Annotated in this window: 11 protein-coding genes; 6 read left to right on the top strand and 5 right to left on the bottom strand. The window is 56.5% G+C overall.

Features of this window, described 5'->3' with window-relative positions; genetic code table 11:
- The 5 genes from HY868_17660 to HY868_17680 form a co-directional block, all read right to left on the bottom strand.
- Positions 1-1028 (bottom strand): hypothetical protein (locus HY868_17660; protein MBI5303966.1); only part of this gene is annotated, 1028 nt, incomplete at its 3' end.
- A 2-nt stretch (positions 1029-1030) separates the two neighbouring features.
- The gene (locus HY868_17665) at positions 1031-2380 is read right to left on the bottom strand and encodes an FAD-dependent oxidoreductase (GenBank protein ID MBI5303967.1); all 1350 of its coding nucleotides are present in this window, start codon (positions 2378-2380) and stop codon (positions 1031-1033) included.
- A gap of 2 nt (positions 2381-2382) precedes the next feature.
- The gene (locus tag HY868_17670) at positions 2383-3204 is read right to left on the bottom strand and encodes a 4Fe-4S dicluster domain-containing protein (protein MBI5303968.1); all 822 of its coding nucleotides are present in this window, start codon (positions 3202-3204) and stop codon (positions 2383-2385) included.
- 94 nt (positions 3205-3298) lie between these two features.
- Positions 3299-4312, bottom strand: a complete 1014-nt coding sequence (locus HY868_17675) for a hypothetical protein (protein MBI5303969.1) — start codon at positions 4310-4312, stop codon at positions 3299-3301.
- A 39-nt stretch (positions 4313-4351) separates the two neighbouring features.
- A complete protein-coding gene (locus HY868_17680; protein ID MBI5303970.1) occupies positions 4352-5161 on the bottom strand; it encodes a hypothetical protein in 810 nt (269 codons plus the stop codon).
- Between the two features lie 634 nt (positions 5162-5795).
- Between HY868_17680 and HY868_17685 the strand changes: the two genes are divergently transcribed.
- The 6 genes from HY868_17685 (at position 5796) to HY868_17710 (ending at position 18540) form a co-directional block, all read left to right on the top strand.
- Positions 5796-6812 carry an ABC transporter substrate-binding protein gene (locus HY868_17685; GenBank protein ID MBI5303971.1) on the top strand — a complete coding sequence of 339 codons (1017 nt, stop codon included), beginning with the start codon at positions 5796-5798 and terminating at the stop codon, positions 6810-6812.
- Between the two features lie 11 nt (positions 6813-6823).
- The gene (locus HY868_17690) at positions 6824-9565 is read left to right on the top strand and encodes a PAS domain S-box protein (protein MBI5303972.1); all 2742 of its coding nucleotides are present in this window, start codon (positions 6824-6826) and stop codon (positions 9563-9565) included.
- 2 nt (positions 9566-9567) lie between these two features.
- Positions 9568-10020, top strand: coding sequence for a response regulator (locus HY868_17695; GenBank protein ID MBI5303973.1), 453 nt, complete (start codon positions 9568-9570; stop codon positions 10018-10020).
- Between the two features lie 170 nt (positions 10021-10190).
- The gene (locus HY868_17700) at positions 10191-11126 is read left to right on the top strand and encodes a response regulator (protein MBI5303974.1); all 936 of its coding nucleotides are present in this window, start codon (positions 10191-10193) and stop codon (positions 11124-11126) included.
- A 137-nt stretch (positions 11127-11263) separates the two neighbouring features.
- Positions 11264-11428 carry a hypothetical protein gene (locus tag HY868_17705; GenBank protein ID MBI5303975.1) on the top strand — a complete coding sequence of 55 codons (165 nt, stop codon included), beginning with the start codon at positions 11264-11266 and terminating at the stop codon, positions 11426-11428.
- A gap of 92 nt (positions 11429-11520) precedes the next feature.
- Positions 11521-18540 (top strand): PAS domain S-box protein, encoded by a 7020-nt coding sequence (locus HY868_17710; protein ID MBI5303976.1) that lies wholly within the window; start codon positions 11521-11523, stop codon positions 18538-18540.
- Positions 18541-18589: the final 49 nt, after the last annotated feature.

Raw genomic sequence — 18589 nt, forward strand, 5'->3', positions numbered from 1 at the left:
GCGCAGTCAGTCAAGCCGGCGTGATTCATCTTCGCCGGTTTCCACGCGGTCGTCGTGTGACACTGCGAGCATTGCCCGGCAAAGTGATTCGCCGGTTTCTTGTTCGAGTGACAACTCGCGCAGTCAGTCAAGCCGGCGTGATTCATCTTCGCCGGCTTCCACACGGTCGTCGTGTGACACTGTGAGCATTGCCCGGCAAAGTGATTCGCCGGCTTCTTGTTCGTGTGACAACTCGCGCAGTCGGTCAAGCCGGTGTGATTCATTTTCGCCGGCTTGAACGCAACGGTTGTGTGACATCGCTCGCACTGTTGCCCGAACGCGTTCTTGTGTTGATCGGCGTGGCACGCGGCGCACGCGCGCGGCGTGCCGGCGTACTTGCCCTCGACGTGGCATTGCTCGCACGCGACATTCGCGTGCTTGCCGTCGAGTGGGAACGAATGCTGGAATCCGCCCGGCAAAGGGATCGCGCGCGGCGCGAATTCACCGGCAGAGGGCAATTGCGCGACCACGGCGGCGGGCAGTTCGAGCGAGATCGCGGCGAGCGCGCGCAAATCGTCCGGCGCGATCCAGGCGTCCTCGCTGATCGCGCGGATTTGATCCAACTTGTCGCCGAACCGCGCGACCAATGCGGGATCGCTCGTCAACGCGCCTTGCGCGAGCAATGCTTGTGCGCTGTTCACCAGGGTGGTCAGCGACGGCATCAATTTCGCGCGCGCGTCCGCCGGTAAATCGGCGAGCGACAGCAACGCCGCATTGAGCGCCGCGTCGAAATACGCGAGCGCGAGAATTTCGTGCGACGTGCCGACGCGCGCGGTGAGATCGCGCAAACGGTACTGGGCGATGGCAACGCGCATTTCCGATTTGTTCGGCGACAGCGTGATGCGAAACGATTCGCTCATCTGACGCACGGTGAACCAGGCATCGCCGGGCAATGAATTTTCCGCGACCGCGTTCGCCGCGGCGACGCCGCCGACCGAGGTGACCAGGAGGATGAGCAACGCGGAGAGACCCAGCAAAAGGAGTCGCATCGTCAACTCCCGTGTCCGTTGCGCCGCCGATGCTGTTCGTACAAGGCGCGCACCGCGCGCGCGAGCGCGTCATTCCCGACTTGCAATTGCGCGCGGATCGGCGTGATGTCCATGCGTTGCGCGATCACTTCGCGCAGTGGGTCCGCTAAATCCTGGTTGCCCAGGATGAGCGCGCCGGCGATCTGATCGCCGCGCAAAACGAGACGCACGGAATTATCGCCGTGATGACTCCACGCGCTCGTGTAGGGTCCACCGGGACGCGCCCACCACACTTCGGACGAACCGCGCGATTGATATTGCAAAGTTTCATTCCCATCATCCGCATCGCGTTGTCCCGATCCCGCTTGCCCGATCGCGGTGAGATGCACGCCGAAGAGCAACGCGGCGTTGAACGGCACGCCTTTGATGTACGGCGTATGCCCGCCCGCCATGTTCGCGCCCGCCGCGCGACCCGCCGCGATGGCGGAGGGCCACAAATCATCCACGCGATACTCGCCGCTCCAATGATCGAACACTTGCGCCGCGTCGCCCGCCGCGAAAATTCCCGGCGCGGATGATTCGAGCAATTCGTTGACGACGATCCCGCGTTCGACCGTGATGCCGGCGGCTTTTGCCAACGCGATATTCGGACGCACGCCAATCGCGACGCCGACCAGGTCGCACGCGATCCGCTGTCCGCTCGTTGTACAGACGCCGCCGACGCGTTTGCCCGCGCCGATGATCTCGGCGATCTCTTCGTTATAGTGAATCCGCACGCCAATCGCCCGCGCATGATCCTCGACGATTTGCGATTCCGCGCGGGTGAGCAACGCCGACCAAATCGTTTTCTTGCGAAGCAGGTAATGCGTCTCGACGCCGCGATGGCACAATCCTTCCGCCATCTCCATCGCGGTGATGCCGCCGCCGACGATGACCGCGGCGCGCGCGCCGTCGTCCACGCGGCGCAAAATGTCTTGCACGTTCGCGAGATTGTCGAGGTACACGATGCCGTCCAGGTCGCTGCCGGGAAACGACGCGCGCACCGCGCTGGAACCGGTCGCGAGCAAAAGCGTATCGAAAACAATCGCGCGACCATCGTCAAGGTTGACTGCGTGCCGCGCGACATCAAGCGACGCGACGCGCGCGTGAATCAAGTGAAAGTGTTTTTGATCGTAATAATCCGGCGTGCGACAGAAAACGCGCGTCTCAGGAATTTCGCCCATCAGCAAATACGCGAGACCCGGACGCGAGTACATCGGCACGGGTTCGTCGCTGAGGATCGTGATATGCGCGGTATGATCGCGCCGGCGAATTTCTTCCGCCGCGCTCATGCCCGCCGCGCCATTGCCGATAATGAGGTGATGCGTTGCCATTTCTATTTGATGAGTGTTTCCGGCGAATGGAGTGGGGCAGGGGTGTGCGGGAGCAGGGGGGATGACTGTTCCCCGGCTCCCCGGCTCCCCTGCTCCGCAGGTTGGTTCTTGACAACTTCAGCGTACAACGCGCTATTCAATTGAACCAAGCCCTCTTCCGTCACGCGCAACATCGCGCCGGTTGGACATTCCTTGACGCACGCGCTCTCGCCATAGCCGCAGCAGAGATCGCATTTGTCGGCGCGAAATTTCGAGACCGGCAAAGTCGGATACGTTTCAAAGCGCAAGGTGCCGCGCGGACATTTCGCGATGCACAAGCCGCAACCGATACAGCGATCATCATTTACGGTGCGCCCCTCGCGCGCGTACTCGCGCACCTGGATTCCGACCGGGCAGTTGTGTCCGCAAATGCCGCACTGCACGCAACGCGTTTCGTCGGTCGCGATGCGGAAATTTTGCGGCGTGTGTCCGTTCGACCCGAATGCTTCGGCGAGAATGCTCTGGAAAAATCCGCGACGTTCATCGTGACCGCGCGGCAAAAGTTTGACGACGCCGTACAGACACGCTTGTACGCACTTGTTGCACCCGCGACACGCATCCGACACGAATGTTTTCCCGTTGTGCCGCTGCATCCCGTCGAGATGACACGCGTTGACGCAAGGCGTGTCGGGACAATTGCGGCACACGTCCGGCAGTTGATACCGACCGAAACGCGGACCGCTCATCGTCATTCGTGCGCGTCCATGCCGAGTCCGGCACGCGTTGACGCACGTATCACAGTTGATGCACTTGGCAAGGTCGCGGACTAGAATTTCTCGTGCCATTTATTTTTGGTGGTTGGAAATTGGAAATTGGAGGTTGGAAATTGGAGAGGCATCCAATTTCCAATTTCCAACGTCCAACGTCCAACTTCTAAACTCATTCGCGTCCGGTCGGATGACACTTGACGCAGTTTTGTAGATCGGCGATCCGTTCTTTCTGATGCGCGCGCGTAATCTCTGCCTGGGTATGTTCGTGGCAACCATAGCAGGTGTACGTCGCGTAATTCTTTGGGTGGCAAACCGCGCACGCGGATTCTTTACCCTTGTTGCCGTGAATCAGTGGGAACGTGTGCTTGATGAGGCGCGCCGGTCGCCACGCGGCAGTCGTGTGGCACGCGGCGCAATCGTTGCCGAATTGCCCGCGATGCACTTGCGGATCGGGATGGCATCTCGCGCAGTCGCGCGGCGTGTCTCGAAAACGATTGTTGACGTGGCACTTGCCGCACGCAACCTGGGTGTGTTTGCCGGTGAGCGCGAACACAGTCGCGTGATTGAATCCCTTCATGCGATCCGCGCCGTCGTGGCACGCGAGACACGCATCGCCTACCTCGCGGCGATGGCTTGCGATGAAGGTGGCTGCCGCGAGTTGGTGGCAATCCACGCAGGACGCCGACACTGCTTGCGCGTCCGGCCGGTTCGCTTGCGTCGAAAAGGGGTGGCACGCGCGACAGTTCATCGCCGCGCCGCTATAATCGCGCTGATGGCGCGCGAGCGTGAAACCGAATTGATTGTGCGAAAAATCGGCGATAGACGCATTCGTCAAATTCGCGTCGCGTCCTTTGTGATCGGAATGGCACGCGGTACAATTTTGCGAATCGCGCAGTGTGCCGTGCAAACCACTCGCGGCGGACAATTGATCGCGCACGGTCGTGTGGCACTCGACACAACGTGTCGCGTCCGCGCCGCGAAACGGCGCGTGGCACAGATCACACCGCGGTTCGAAATCGGCATGCGATGCAAACCCGGCGAGCGGTGGACGATTCTGCAAATTCTGCGCGCTCAACGGACCGGGATTGAACGGTGCGCCGCCGGCGATGATGCTGATGCCGGCGAGACAAATCAACATTGTAAATGTTGTGCCACATCCCAAAAACCAACCAGTTACTTTCACGATGTCGTCCTTGATGTGGAACGCAACGGCGTGCGTGCCCTACAAACCGAAACCTTTGAAGAACAGCGCCGCGATGACGTGGATGAACGCGGACGTGAACAATGCCGCGCCGAGCGGCACATGCACCAAACGCCACACGCCCATCAAGCGATGCGCCAAACTGAGCGACGCGATTTGCCGTTCGAGTTGGCGGCGGCGATGCAACAATTTCTCCAATTCGCGGAATCGCGCGCGTTCGCTTTTGGCGAGACCGCGGGACGCCGCGTGCACGCGTCGATCGTACGCGTAATCTTGCCACGCGCGCGCGAGCAAACCGAGCCAATCGTTTGGGTCCACTGGCGACGCGGTGACGCGCGCATTGATCGCGTTCACGAGTGCGGGACGTTGCGCCGTCCATGCATCGAGTTCGCGTTGCAACGCGTTCGCGCGCGCGGTCAGTTCATCGTGGCTGACCTCGATGCCGGCGCGCGTGCGCGGCACGGCGGTGTAAATGTAGCGTCCGACAAAACCGCTCATCACGACGATGCCGGTCATCAGCATCGCAAAGCCGGCGAGTCCGCCAACCATGAACGCGCTGTGCAACAAGACCAGGAAGGGACCGACGATGCCGGTGAAAATATGGAACGACAACCACACGCGCAGGGGTCCCAACCAACTGAACCAGCGGATGCGCTTGCGGATCGTATAGATCGTTTCGGTGATGAGCATTAATGTCATCCCGACGATGCCGATGAAATGTCCGAACGGATTTCCGCCGGAAGGTGTCATCAAAAACGCGTAGATCGCATAGAAGATGGCAAGAATAAAACAAGCAAACAATGCGATCCACAATTCGAAATGTTCTTCCACGTGGTTGCCTCAGAGATAGCTTTGAAAAATTATAAAACGCGATCACGCGGCGTGTGTTAAGAGCATCTTAAATCCATCTTAAAAGCGACTTAATTTATCCGTTGAGTAAGTTGGCAATGTCACATTCTTCTTTGCCATAGAGGTCATAGAGAACAGAGAGAAGAAAACGAAGAGTTCTCTATGCCCTCTATGTTCTCTATGGTTAATCTGACATTGCCAAAGAAATCACCCATCGCAAAATCATTGACCCTCCGGGTGATTAGTGATAGAATGAAATTACCGAGGCTGCATGGGGCAGTATCTGCATGCCGACCGTGGGTATGCGTTTGAGGTACGTTCAGGTGTTACTTTGCCGATCCAAGCCGCCGAATTCACAAACGACTCTCCTGATTTCGATGGGTTCGGCGCGTCCAGAAATCTACACGTTCGCGTTCCTCGGTCTTGATCCGCGCACGAATTCTCCAGCACGATCTTCCTCTTGGAGTTCACTTCACGCAACCTTTTCCGGGCGTAGCCGGGTTTTTTGTCCATACGCGAGCGCCGCCGAACGCGCCAATGCAAAACGCGTCAGGCGCCATTGTTGCGCCAGTTGAAAGGATCAGATCCTACTCTCACCGAAAGGATAGGTGGGAAGATGAAAAGAACTAGAGTCTGGATCGGTGTTGCGCTTTTGTTCACGGTCTTGAGCGTGTTCATCGCGGCTTGGCTTGGATTGACCAAATCGCCCGGCAAACCCGGACCAAGCGACAAAATCACTCTCGGTGTTGTGCCGGCTTACTTCTCATTGCCGATCCTGGTAGCAGCCGATCAAGGATACTTTATAAAGAACGGTCTGGATGTCACCGTGAATTTTGCTGGGTCCGGGCTTGTGACGCTCGAGATGCTCGTGCGGGGGGATGTTGATTTCGCCACAGCCAGCGATTCGGGTTTCGTCGTTAAAAGCCTTGAGGCAGGCAATGAGAATTTGAGGATCATCGCCTCTCTCGCCACCAATGATTTAGAGGAGCTGGTGGCTAGACGCGATCACGGCATTCAAGCTATAACGGATTTGAGAGGGAAGCGAGTTGGAATCCCATGGAATTCGGCGGTCCACTTTAGCTTCTACCGGTTTCTTATCCTCCAGGGCATTCCACCCGAAGAAGTAACTCTGGTTGATCTCTCATATCCAAAGTGCCTCGAAGCGATTTTGAAAGGCGAAATAGATGCGACACTCTTGTTCGATTATCTGCTCTACGACGCCAAGCAGCAGTTGGGAGTCAATGCGGTGAGTTGGCAGACGCGCAGTACACAGCCGTCATACTGGCTGTTGATTGGCAAGAGCGAATCCATCCAGAACCAACCAGCCATCAGCCAGCGTCTGCTCACGTCGCTGTTGGAAGCGCAGGCGTTTATCCGAGCGCACCCCATTGAAGCAGAAGCCATGCTCGCCCATAGCGCGCCGCGCGACCCGGAATTTCTGCGGTCTGCGCGAGAGACCAGCCATTTTGAAATCTCACTGGAACAAGGGTTGATCGTCGCCATGGAGGACGAAGCCGACTGGAGGATAGAGAGAGGATTGGCTGAGAAGGCAGCAGCGCCAAATTACCTCCACCATATCTACATGGATGCATTGGATGCAGTTAAGCCAGAGGCAATTACGATTTTCAGATAGTGGAGCTGGCTATGAGTATCAAGATCAGGATTCAACTAACCGTGATAACCGTTTTGTTCGCGGGTGGCATCATTTCGTTAACGGTCTTTATAACCTCCCGGCAAATGAACGCCAGTTTAGCCAGAGTGAATCTATACACCGAACTGGTCCGTAAGATTGCGGCATTGGATGTGCTCAGAGAAGAACTTTATTTCGATCCGCGAGAGCGAAGCCGTGAGCAGTGGCAAACCACTTACAACTCACTGGGAGTGCTTTTGGAAGCCATCCAGCCCGAAGATGCCGCCGAAAAATTCCGCGTGGCTTCCTTGCGCCAACACCATGGGGAATTGCGCCAGCTCTTCTCCCAATTGTTGACCGCGCGGACAAACTCTATCGAAAGCAGCTCCCTCCAGCAGGATGTGCAAGAACGATTGGCGAGTCTGTTCAATGTGAAATTTGCGGTCATGTTCGACCAAGTCTCCCGGTTAGTCGAAGAAAACCAAAAGAAAGTTGTGGCTTCTCAGCAAACAGCCAATTGGGTTGCACTATCGGTAGTCCTTGCTATGCTGATGCTGAGTGGGAGCGTCCTCCTTTTGACCAGCCATAGAATTACCCAATCCTTCCAGAAATTGCGCGAAGGGACCAGTCTCATCAGCCGGGGCAACCTCAACCGCCGCGTTGAAATAAACGGCGCGGACGAAATCGCCGACTTGGGTGAATCTTTCAATGCGATGGCACAACACCTGGAGCTAGATATCGCCGAGCGCGAGCGGGTGGAGGACAACCTCCGCGCGAGCGAAGCCCGCTTCCACACTCTGGTGGAGCAGGCAGCCGACGCCTTCTTTCTGCACGACACCCAGGGAACTATCCTGGACGTGAACCGTCAAGCCTGTGAAAGTTTGGGCTATACGCGCGAGGAACTGATCGGGATGTCTCCGTTTGTTTTCGATGTGGATGTTGACCACTCCTCTACCGAACGACTTCAGGCGCGATTGGCTGCCGGCGAGGTGATTACGTTCGACACTCGTCACCGCCGGAAGGACGGGACCGTGTTCCCGGTTGAGGTTCGCATCAGCGCGCTCTGGGAGGGTGGACGACCGGTGGGCTTTTCCCTGGTCCGCGACGTCACCGAGCGCAAGCGCGCGGAGGAGGCGCTGAGAAATGTACTGCGCCACGCCCGCACCATTGTGATGCATGCCGAGGTGACCGCACCCGAAGATTGGGACCAGCACGAGCCGGAATGGGGCGCCGCGCATTATCATTGGGAATCACGCTTCTACGATAGTGAAGCGGCGCAGGAAGTGCTACCCCTCGAACTGCCGCCTGGAAAGGATTACCAGTATGGTTGGGGAGAAGCCAAACATTGCGATGACCTGGAACCGATGAGTCTGATCGCAGCCAGGGCTTTTGTCGCCGGTGCATCAAGCTGGAACCAAGAATTTCGCGCCATTGACCGATATGGTCGGTTGCACTGGTTCGCCCAAAGCGCCTCAATCAAACCTGCGGCTTACGGGCGTTGGAGAGTGACGACGATCAACACAGACATCACCGAGCGCAAGCGCGCGGAGGAAGAGCTCGCGAGGCACCGCGAACATCTCGAAGAACTAGTAGCGGAACGCACCCAGCAATTACGGCACAGCGAAGAACACTACCGACGGCTGTTTGAAACCATGCTTCAAGGCGTAGTCTATCAGGATGCGAACGGAAAGATCATCGCGATGAACCCGGCTACCGAGCGAATCCTGGGTGTGACCCCAGCCGACTTTCTGGGACAAACGTCGGTGGATCGCGAATCTTTGACGATCCGCGAAGATGGTTCACGCTTCCCCGGACTAGAACACCCGGCGATGATGACATTACAGACTGGACGCCAAGTGCAGGACGTGGTAATGGGAGTCTACAATCCGCGCGAGAAGGACTATCGTTGGATCACCATTAGCGCGGTGCCGATTTTTCGGCAAGGCGAAGACACCCCCTATCAAGTCTACACGCTCTTTGACGACATTACCGAGCGCAAGCGCGCCGACGAAGAGATCAGACGACTAAACCGGGATTTGCAAGACCGCGCCGTCGCGCTGGAAGCGGTGAACCAGGAACTGGAGGCGTTCGCCTACTCCGTCTCGCACGATCTGCGCGCGCCGTTGCGCCACATTGACGGGTTTTTGGAACTGTTCCAAAAACGAACCATCGCGACCCTGGATGAAAAGAGCCAACGTTATTTGGCGAACATTGCGGACGCTTCCAAGCGGATGGATACGTTGATTGACGATCTCCTTTCCTTTTCGCAAATGGGGCACAATAAAATGACCATCTTGCGGGTGAACCTGGTAAGTCTGGTGCAGGACGTGATTCGAGAACTCGAGCCAGAGATGGCAGGCAGGAACATCCACTGGCGCATCGCCAATTTGCCGGTGGTCGTCGGTGATCGCGCCATGTTGCGGAACGTACTCTTCAACCTGATCTCGAACGCGTTGAAATTCACCAAGCCGCGTCGCCACGCCGAAATCGAAATCGGATACCAGCCGGGCAAAGATGCCGAGAGCGTGGTCTTTGTGCGCGATAATGGAGTGGGCTTTGATCCGCACTATGCCGACAAGTTGTTCGGGGTGTTTCAGCGTTTGCACCGGGCGGAAGAGTTTGAAGGCACGGGGATTGGACTGGCGAACGTTCGTCGGATCATCCAACGGCACGGCGGCAGAACCTGGGCAGAGGGACAGGTAGACCGCGGGGCGACGTTTTACTTTTCGCTCCCTCACACAGCACAAGGCGGGTAGGCATGGAAACACTCCGGCGTATTCTCTTGGTCGAAGATGATCCAAAAGACATTGAGCTAATGCTCAACGCGCTCGGCGAATACAACCTGGCGAACGAGGTTGTCGTCGCGCGCGACGGCGTCGAAGCGCTGAATTACTTGTACCGTAGAGAAATCTTCGCGCAGCGTCCCGAAGGCAAACCCGCGGTGATTCTGCTCGATCTCAAAATGCCGAAGCTCGATGGCATCCAGGTTTTGCGGCAACTCAAATCGGACGAACAGATGCGTTCGGTACCGGTGGTCATCCTGACCTCCTCGCGCACCGCGCGCGATTTGGACGATTGCTACCAACTCGGCGTCAATGCCTACGTCGTGAAACCAGTGCGCTTTACGGAATTTGTACTAGCGGTCAAGGCAATCGGTGTGTTTTGGGTGTTGATCAACGAACCACCGCCCGGCAGTTTACCGAAACAATGAACGGGTCGGGTGTGCGTCAAGTTTTTGGGTGGTGAAAAAACCTTGCGCAGGTTGAACGGCAATCAAATTTGATTTGTCGTCAAAACCTTCGCAAGGTTGAGTGTTCCAAAATTCCAACGGACACCCGAACGGGTCATGCGACTTGCGACGAGCAAGAGGATTGGCATAAAATGGGCAACTTGATTCGCATTCTACATTTGGAAAATGATGCTGGAGACTTGGAACTTGTGCGGGCAACGCTAGAATCATCCGACCTGACGTGTCAAATCACCGCGGTTCAGACGCGTGACGAATTCAGCCAAGCGTTGAGCCAGGGTGGGTACGATGTCATCTTCGCGGATTATCGGTTGCCGGGGTACGACGGCAGGTCCGCGTTGCGGTTGACGCTGGAACGTTGTCCCGAAGTGCCCTTTATCTTCGTCTCCGGCACGATTGGCGAAGACGCGGCGATCAACGGTCTGACGGACGGCGCAACCGATTATGTGCTCAAGCAAAAACTGTCGCGCCTCGTGCCGGCGGTCACACGCGCGCTGCGCGAAGCGGAGAACCGGCGCGCGCGCAAACGCGCGGAAGAATCGCTGAAAAAACAGTACTCCACTTTGCGAAGTATTATTGACAGCACGAACGCGCTCATCTTTTCAGTAGACCAACAATATCGTTACACAAGCTTCAACAAGGGACATGCCGCAGTGATGCACGCGCTGTACGGAGCGGAAATCGAAACGGGGCGCAGTATATTGGGTTATATGACTGTAACGGTGGATCGCGAGATCGCACACCGCAACTTGGATCGGGCGCTCGCTGGAGAGCAACTGGTGGAGGAAGCCTACTCGGGTGAAGAACTCAAGTCGCGGCGTTATTTTCAAGTTTCGCACAGTCCCATCAAAACCGAAATGGACGAGGTCATCGGCGTTGCCGTTATTTCGCAAGACCTGACCGAACGCAAACACGCCGAAGAGAAAATCAAACATCAACTCAATGAACTCCAGCGTTGGCACGATGTTACGCTTAACCGGGAAGGACGCGTTCAAGAGCTCAAGCACGAGGTCAACCAGTTGTGCGCTCGGCTCGGTGAACCGCTTCGTTACCCTAGTCAGGCAGGGTGAGTTGCGCGAACAGTACGGGCACGATAATCGCTACCATCGCCAAATCGTTTTCGCCCGTTTTTTTTATCCGCGCATAACCCGAATCTCCGCTAATTTTTAATTTCATTCGCGTTACACTTGCCCTGGCGGGAACGCAAGTGCCAGGCTTCGCGTTATTCGCGGATGAATTTATGATTTTGGCGACGGTGTTGGATCATGAGTGGAGTTTGTTTACGCTGGGAAAGCAGCCGAATTGCCAAGATGCCACAAGAGCGTTAGAAATTATTGCCGGGCGCGGCTTGACCGGTGGTGTCATGCCGTAGTACGTTTCCGAAGAAAACATTCGGACAATGCTCGAAACTGTGGACGAGTTTGTAAGTTAGCGAAATTGACGTGACTGAGAAAGAGAAACCGTATGTCTGAGATGACGACCATATCAAAGGCGGACCTTGCCAATCTGGAAGAACGCGTCGAGCGGCTCGCGTCCGATAAAGCATATCTTCAGTTGACGATCCAACTGATGAACAAGATGAGCGCCGTGTCGGGTCTCGCGAACACCATCGAGACCATGTTGAAATCGGTGAGTGACGTGATTGGCGGCGTCAATCTCATTCTGTACTATGTGATTGACGGCGGCGTCTACTATGCGGATGTCTATGGCGACACAAAGAAACTCGATGCCGTTGACGATGAGCGCGTGAAAAAGGTTATGGACACGCGCGAGCCAATCGAGTACGCCCACGAGTTCAGCGATGGCAAGTTGATGACGCCCGAGTCTTCCAAGGCGTACACGTGGATCGCGCCGCTTCTTGTCGAAGCGGAATTGATCGGCGTGTTCAAGTTGGAGAGTCTGCCCATCGCGGTGCGCGAATTATCGCGACAGTTGCCGACCTTCTTCAATTACGCCGCGTTGGTTCTGAAAAACGAGATCCTGGGATACACGCGACTCCAAAAAGATGACAATGACCTCGCACAAGAAATGTCGGCACGCAAACAGGTGGAGGCAGAACTGCATTGGGCGAATCAAGCCCTGGAAGACCGCGTCGTGGCACGCATCGCCGAATTGCAAACTGCCAACGCGCAACTCGAGGAGAATGAAAAGCAGATCACCGCGCTGCTCGACAAGTCGGAGCAATCGCGTCGCGCGTTGTTGAACATCCTGGAGGACGAAAGGCAGTTGGAAATGGCGCTGCGCCGCGAGCGCGCGCTCCTCAGTCGCATCATGGAGACAAGTCCGGTTGGCATCACGATGGTGGATCGCGACGGGCAAATCACGTTTGCTAATCCGCAAGCCGAGCGCGTGTTGGACTTGCCGAAAGAGGAAATCACTCAGCGCGCCTACAATGCGCCGTCTTGGTTCATCACGGATTACGATGGCAATCCTTTCCCCGATGAAAAACTTCCGTTCCGCCAAGTCATGTCCACGGGCAAACCAGTCCTGGATGTTCAACACACCATCATCTGGTCCAACGGGCGTCACGTCTTTCTTTCCATCAATGGCGCGCCGATCCTGGACCAAGCCGGCAAAGTCGAAAGTGTCGTCCTCACCGTCGCCGACATTACCGAACGCCACCGCGCCGAGGTGGAGATCAAACGGCTTAACCGGGTCTACGCGGTTCTCAGCAATATCAACCAGATGATTGTGCGGACACGTGACCCGCAACAACTTTTCGAAGAGACCTGCCGGATTGCGGTGGAGGACGGCGAGTTCCGACTTGCGTGGATCGGACAGTACGACGATCAGACCCAGCAGATCCATGTTTCCGCACATCATGGACATAGCGATGGTTTTCTTGAACATGTTCAACGCGTCCGTTTGAGTGAAACCCCAACGCGCGCCGATCCGACCGCGACCGCGATTCGTGAGAATCGTTGTTTCCTTTCGAATGATATCGAACGCGAGGACGGCGCGGCGCTCTGGCGCAACGAGGCGCTCACGCGCGGCTATCGTTCCTGTGCTATCCTGCCGCTCCAAGTGTTTGATCGTGTCTGGGGCGCGGTTCATCTTTACGCGCCAGTTCCCGGATTCTTCGACGATCAAGAAATGTCGTTGCTGACGGAAATGGCGGCAGACCTGGGCTATGCGGTTGAATCGTTGCAACGCGACGAGCAACGCCGGCAAGCCGAACAAGCGTTGCGCGAGAGCGAAGAAAAATATCGCACCATCATCGAACAATCGGCAGAAGGCGTTACGCTGAATGATGAAGCCGGCAACATTGTAGAATGGAATCAAGCGAACGAGAGAATGACGGGTTTGAAGCAGAGCCAAGTCCTGGGGATACCCCTTTGGGATATGATGATGAAAATCATCGCCCCGGATCGAGCAACCGTGCAGCGACGCGAATTTCTCAAATCCGCTGTGCTAGAAGCGCTACAAACTGGCAAGTCCTCCTTGTTTGCCGCGCCGATCGAGGCGGAGTTTTATCCACCGCCAAGCAAAGAAAAGCATTACCTTCACCAAACAATCTTCCCCATCAAAACAGAAAAGGGTTATCGCATTGCCACCCTGACCGAGGACATCACCGAACGCAAGCGAGTGGAACAGGAACTGCGAGAGACCAACGAACTTCTTCGCGCGATTATCGAGGCAGCTCCAACCGCGATCATCGGTTTGGACTTGGAAGGAAGAGTTCACACCGTTTGGAATCCTGCGGCTGAAAAGATGCTCGGCTGGAGCGCTCAAGAAGCGATGGGCAATTTCCTTCCCAGCGTACCGGTGGAAAAAGAGGATGAATTCCGGCGATTTCGCGATTTGATCCGAAGCGGTCAGACTCTGAACGGTATCGAAGTCCAACGACAAAAACGTGATGGCACGCCGATTGACTATAGCATTTATGCGTCAGCATTGCATAACCCAGAGGGACAGATTACCGGAAACGTCGCCGTGTTGGTGGACATCACCGAACGCAAGCGCGCGGACAATGCGTTGCGCGAGAGCGAGCAAAAATTCCGCGGCTTTGTCGAAAGTTCATCCGAGGGATTCACGTTGGTGGACGAGCAAGGCACGATCATCGAGTGGAACCATGCGCGCGAGAAAATAACCGGTTTGCCGGCAAGTCAAGTGCTCGGTAAAGCATACTGGGATGTTCAGTACCAAATGCTCCCACGGGAATGGCAGACGCCTGAACGTCACGCGCGTAACAAACAAATCGTGTTGGATGCGCTGCAGACTGGTCAATCGCCTATCTTTGCAAAAGTGATCGAAGCCGAAGTGATGCGGCAAGATGGCACACGTCAATTTATTCAGCAGACCATCTTCCCGATCAAGACCGACAAGGGCTATCGGATCGGTTCGGTGACGAGTAACATCACCGAACGCAAGCGCGCCGAGCAAGAACGTCTGGCGCATCTGCGATTCTTTGAATGTATGGATCAGATCAATCGGGCGATGCAAGGGACGAATGATCTTGAGCAGATGATGCGCGATGTACTCGACGCGACACTGGCGATCTTTGATTGCGACCGCGCGTGGCTGGTTTACCCGTGTGACCCGGAAGCAACATTGTGGCAAGTGCCAATGGAGCGCACTCGACCGGAATATCCCAGTGTTCTTCCGCTGGGGGTTGAACTGCCGATGGATCCCGCTGGCGCAACGGTGTTTCGAATTTTGAGAGGCGCGACGGGTCCAGTGAAATTCGGTCCGAGGTCTGAGCGCCCAGTGCCGGTAGAGATAGCGCAAGGTTTCAGTGTTCAATCCTTCATCGCGATGGCGATTTATCCCAAGGTCGGCAAACCCTGGGTGTTCGGACTCCACCAGTGTTCGTACCCCCGTGTCTGGACAGCGGAAGAGGAGCGCCTGTTTCAAGAGATCGGCAGGCGGTTGAGCGACGCTTTAAGCAGTTTGTTGATGTATCGTGATCTCCAAGAAAGCGAAGCGAAATTTTCGACCGCGTTCCGTTCCAGTCCGTCCGCTCTGTCGGTTTCCTCAGCGCAAAACCGGATTTATCTTGACGTGAACGAAAGTTTCTTGCAGGCGACCGGCTACACGCGAGCGCAAGTCCTGGGTCACACCTCCGCCGAGTTGAACCTGTGGGCTGTACCGGAGCAAGCCGAGCAGTACCGGCGATTGTTCCAAGAACACGGTAGCGTACACAATTTCGAATATGAGTTTCGACGCCAGACAGGCGAAGTGGGATATGCACTGGTGTCGGCGACGCTCATCACACTCGGCGGAGAAATATGCATTCTGGCGCAATCCAACGATATCACCGAGCGCAATCGCGCGGAGCAGGAGCACCTCGCGCATTTGCGGTTCCTGGAAAGCATGGATCAGATCAATCGAGCGATACAGGGTACGAACGATCTTGAGGAGATGATGGGTAATGTGCTCGACGTGGTGCTTTCGATCTTTGATTGCGACCGGGCATGGCTCCTCTATCCGTGCGATCCGGATGCGCCGTCGTTTCGGGTACCAATGGAAATCACCAAGCCCGAATATCCCGGCGCCAAGTTCTTGAATGTGGACGTGCCGATGTCCCCCGGCGAAGCGCAGAATATGCGGGAAGCTCTGGAGTCGGATACCCCAGTGATTTACACCGCCGGGACGGAAAGACCAATCTCGACTGCCAAGCAATTTGGCGTTCAGTCCCAGATGTTTGTTCCGGTTTATCCCAAGGTCGGCAAGCCCTGGGTGTTCGGGTTGCATCAGTGTTCTTACCCACGCGTTTGGACCCCGGAGGAGGAGCGGCTGTTTCAAGAGATCGGCAGACGGCTGACCGATGGCTTGACCAGTCTGTTGGCACACCGCGATCTGCAAGACAGCGAAGCGAAATTCTCGATGGCGTTTCGTTCGAGTCCGACGGCTTTGTCGGTCAGTTCAGCGAAAAGCCGGATTTATCTTGACGTGAACGAAAGTTTTTTGCAAGCAACCGGCTACGCGCGAGCAGAGGTCGTGGGACACACCTCCGCCGAGTTGAACCTGTGGGCTGAACCTGAGCAAAGAGCGCGATACCGCCAACTGTTAGAAGAACACGGCAGTGTACACAATTTCGAATGTGCGTTTCGGCGCAAGAATGGCGAAGTGGGATATGCAATGGTGTCGGCGACGCTCATCACACTCGGCGGAGAGACCTGTATTCTGGCGCAATCCAGCGACATTACCGAACGCAAGCGCGCCGAGGAAGCGCTGCGCGAAAGCGAAGAACGCTTCTCGACCGTCTTTCGCCTCAGTCCCGTCGCGATCAGCATCGTGCGCGCCGCGGATGGACGCTTTGTTGATGTCAATGATGTATTCGTCAAAACATCGGGTTACACACGCGAGGAAATCGTCGGCCGGACATCGGACCAACTTGAACTATGGGCGAATCCCGAAAATCACGCGGCAAAGATCAGAGAACTGGACGAGCATAACGCGGTGGACACGTTCGAATTCAAAGCCCGCACCAAGTCGGGCGAGATCAAGATTGGTCTTGCCGCGACAGCGCCGATAGACCTGGGTGGGGAAAAACATTTTCTGTCGCTCATCCACGACATCACCGACCGCAAGAGCGCGGAGGAAACGCTGCGGCAACAAGGCGCGGCGCTCGAAGCCGCCGCGAATGGCATCGTCATCACCGATCGTCAGGGCGTCATTCGCTGGGTCAACCCTGCCTTTACGCGCTTGACGGGCTTTACCGCCGAAGAGTCAATTGGTCAGAATCCGCGCATTTGGCAATCCGGCAAACATGACGGTGCATTTTTCAAGAATCTTTGGGACACGATTCTCGCGGGTCAGGTCTGGCGCGGCGAGATTATCAATCGCCGCAAGGACGGGTCGTTGTACACGGAAGAAATGACGATCACGCCCGTGCGCCAAGTTGAGGGCGAGATCACTCACTTTATCGCCATCAAGCAGAATATCAGCGAGCGCAAGCAACACGAGGACGAACGCGAAGCAATCATCCGGATTTCCAATGCCTTGCGCACCTCGCCCACCCGCTCGGAGATGCTCCCCGTGCTCCTCGATCAATTGAACGATCTGTTCCATTCGGACGGCGCGACCTTGGCGATGCAAGACCCGGTGACCGGAGAAATCGTCATCGAACTGGGGCGAAGCATCGTCGGGAGAAATTTCACCGGCGCGCGCCTTGCGCCTGGTCAGGGTGTCAGCGCGTTGGTCATTGCAAGCGGCAAACCCTATCTCAATAACGATGTGCGGAATGATCCGCGTTTTGTCCCGCTTGATCAGCTCGGCGAAGCCCACGCCGTGGCTTGCGCGCCGCTCATCACCCAGGACCATACCATTGGCGCGCTCTGGATCGTCCGTCAGAGTAGCATTACTGAAAATGAGTTGCGTCTGCTTGTGGCAATCGCGGACATTGCCGCAAACGCGATTCACCGCACCACACTCCACGAACAAACCGAACAGCAACTGCGTCGTTTGACCGCGCTGCATCAAATTGATAACGCGATCAGCGCGAGTCTCGATCTGCACATTATTCTCAACGTGTTGCTGAACAACAGTGTCGCGCTTCTCGGCGCGGATGCGGCGGACATTCTGCTGTACGACCCGTACACCCAGACGTTGAGTTACGCGGCAGGTTGCGGCTTCCGCACCCGCAACATCGAATACTCGCAAGTGCGTCTGGGACAAGGTCAGGCGGGCACCGCGGCGCTCGAACGCCGCGTGATCGCTCTCCCGGATATGGATCAAGCCGACAGTGCCTTCAAGCTTGCCGCGCTCTTGGCGGATGAAGGATTCGTCTCGCACTTTTGCGCGCCGCTGATCGCCAAGGGGCAGATCAAAGGCGTGATCGAAGTGTTTCATCGCGCGCGGCTCGATCCACCGGCGGGGTGGCTTGATTTTCTCGAAACGTTGGCAACGCAAGCCGCGATCGCCATAGACAACGCGACCCTGTTCGATCACTTGCAGCGTTCCAATCTGGAATTGAAACTGGCTTATGACGCGACCATTGAGGGTTGGTCGCGCGCACTCGATCTGCGCGACAAGGAAACGGAAGGACATACGCAGCGTGTGGCGGAGATGTCGGTGCGCTTGGCAAGGTCGTTGGGGATGCGCGACGAGGAGTTGATTCAGGTGCGCCGCGGCGCGCTCTTGCATGACATCGGCAAGATGGGTATTCCCGACCGCATCTTGCTCAAAGGGGGTTCGCTCACCGAGCAAGAATGGGACATTATGCGTAGGCATCCGACGTATGCCTACGAATTGATCGCGCCGATTGCGTTTCTACGCGCGGCGTTGGATATTCCCTACTGCCATCATGAGAAATGGGACGGGAGTGGTTATCCGCGTGGCTTGAAAGGCGAACAGATTCCGCTATCGGCGCGCGCGTTCGCGGTGGTTGATGTATGGGATGCCTTGCGCTCAGACCGACCGTATCGTCACGCGTGGACAAAGGAGCAGGCATACGACTATATCCGCGAGCAAGCGGGTATCCAATTTGATCCGCAAGTCGTGGAGGCATTCTTTGCGCTGTTGGTCACCTTACCCGGATGATGTGTGGCGGAGGAATTTTAGCGGATCGAACGAGACCTTCCCGGTTTGC

The organism is Chloroflexota bacterium (assembly GCA_016219275.1).
Lineage (GTDB): Bacteria > Chloroflexota > Anaerolineae > UBA4142 > UBA4142 > JACRBM01.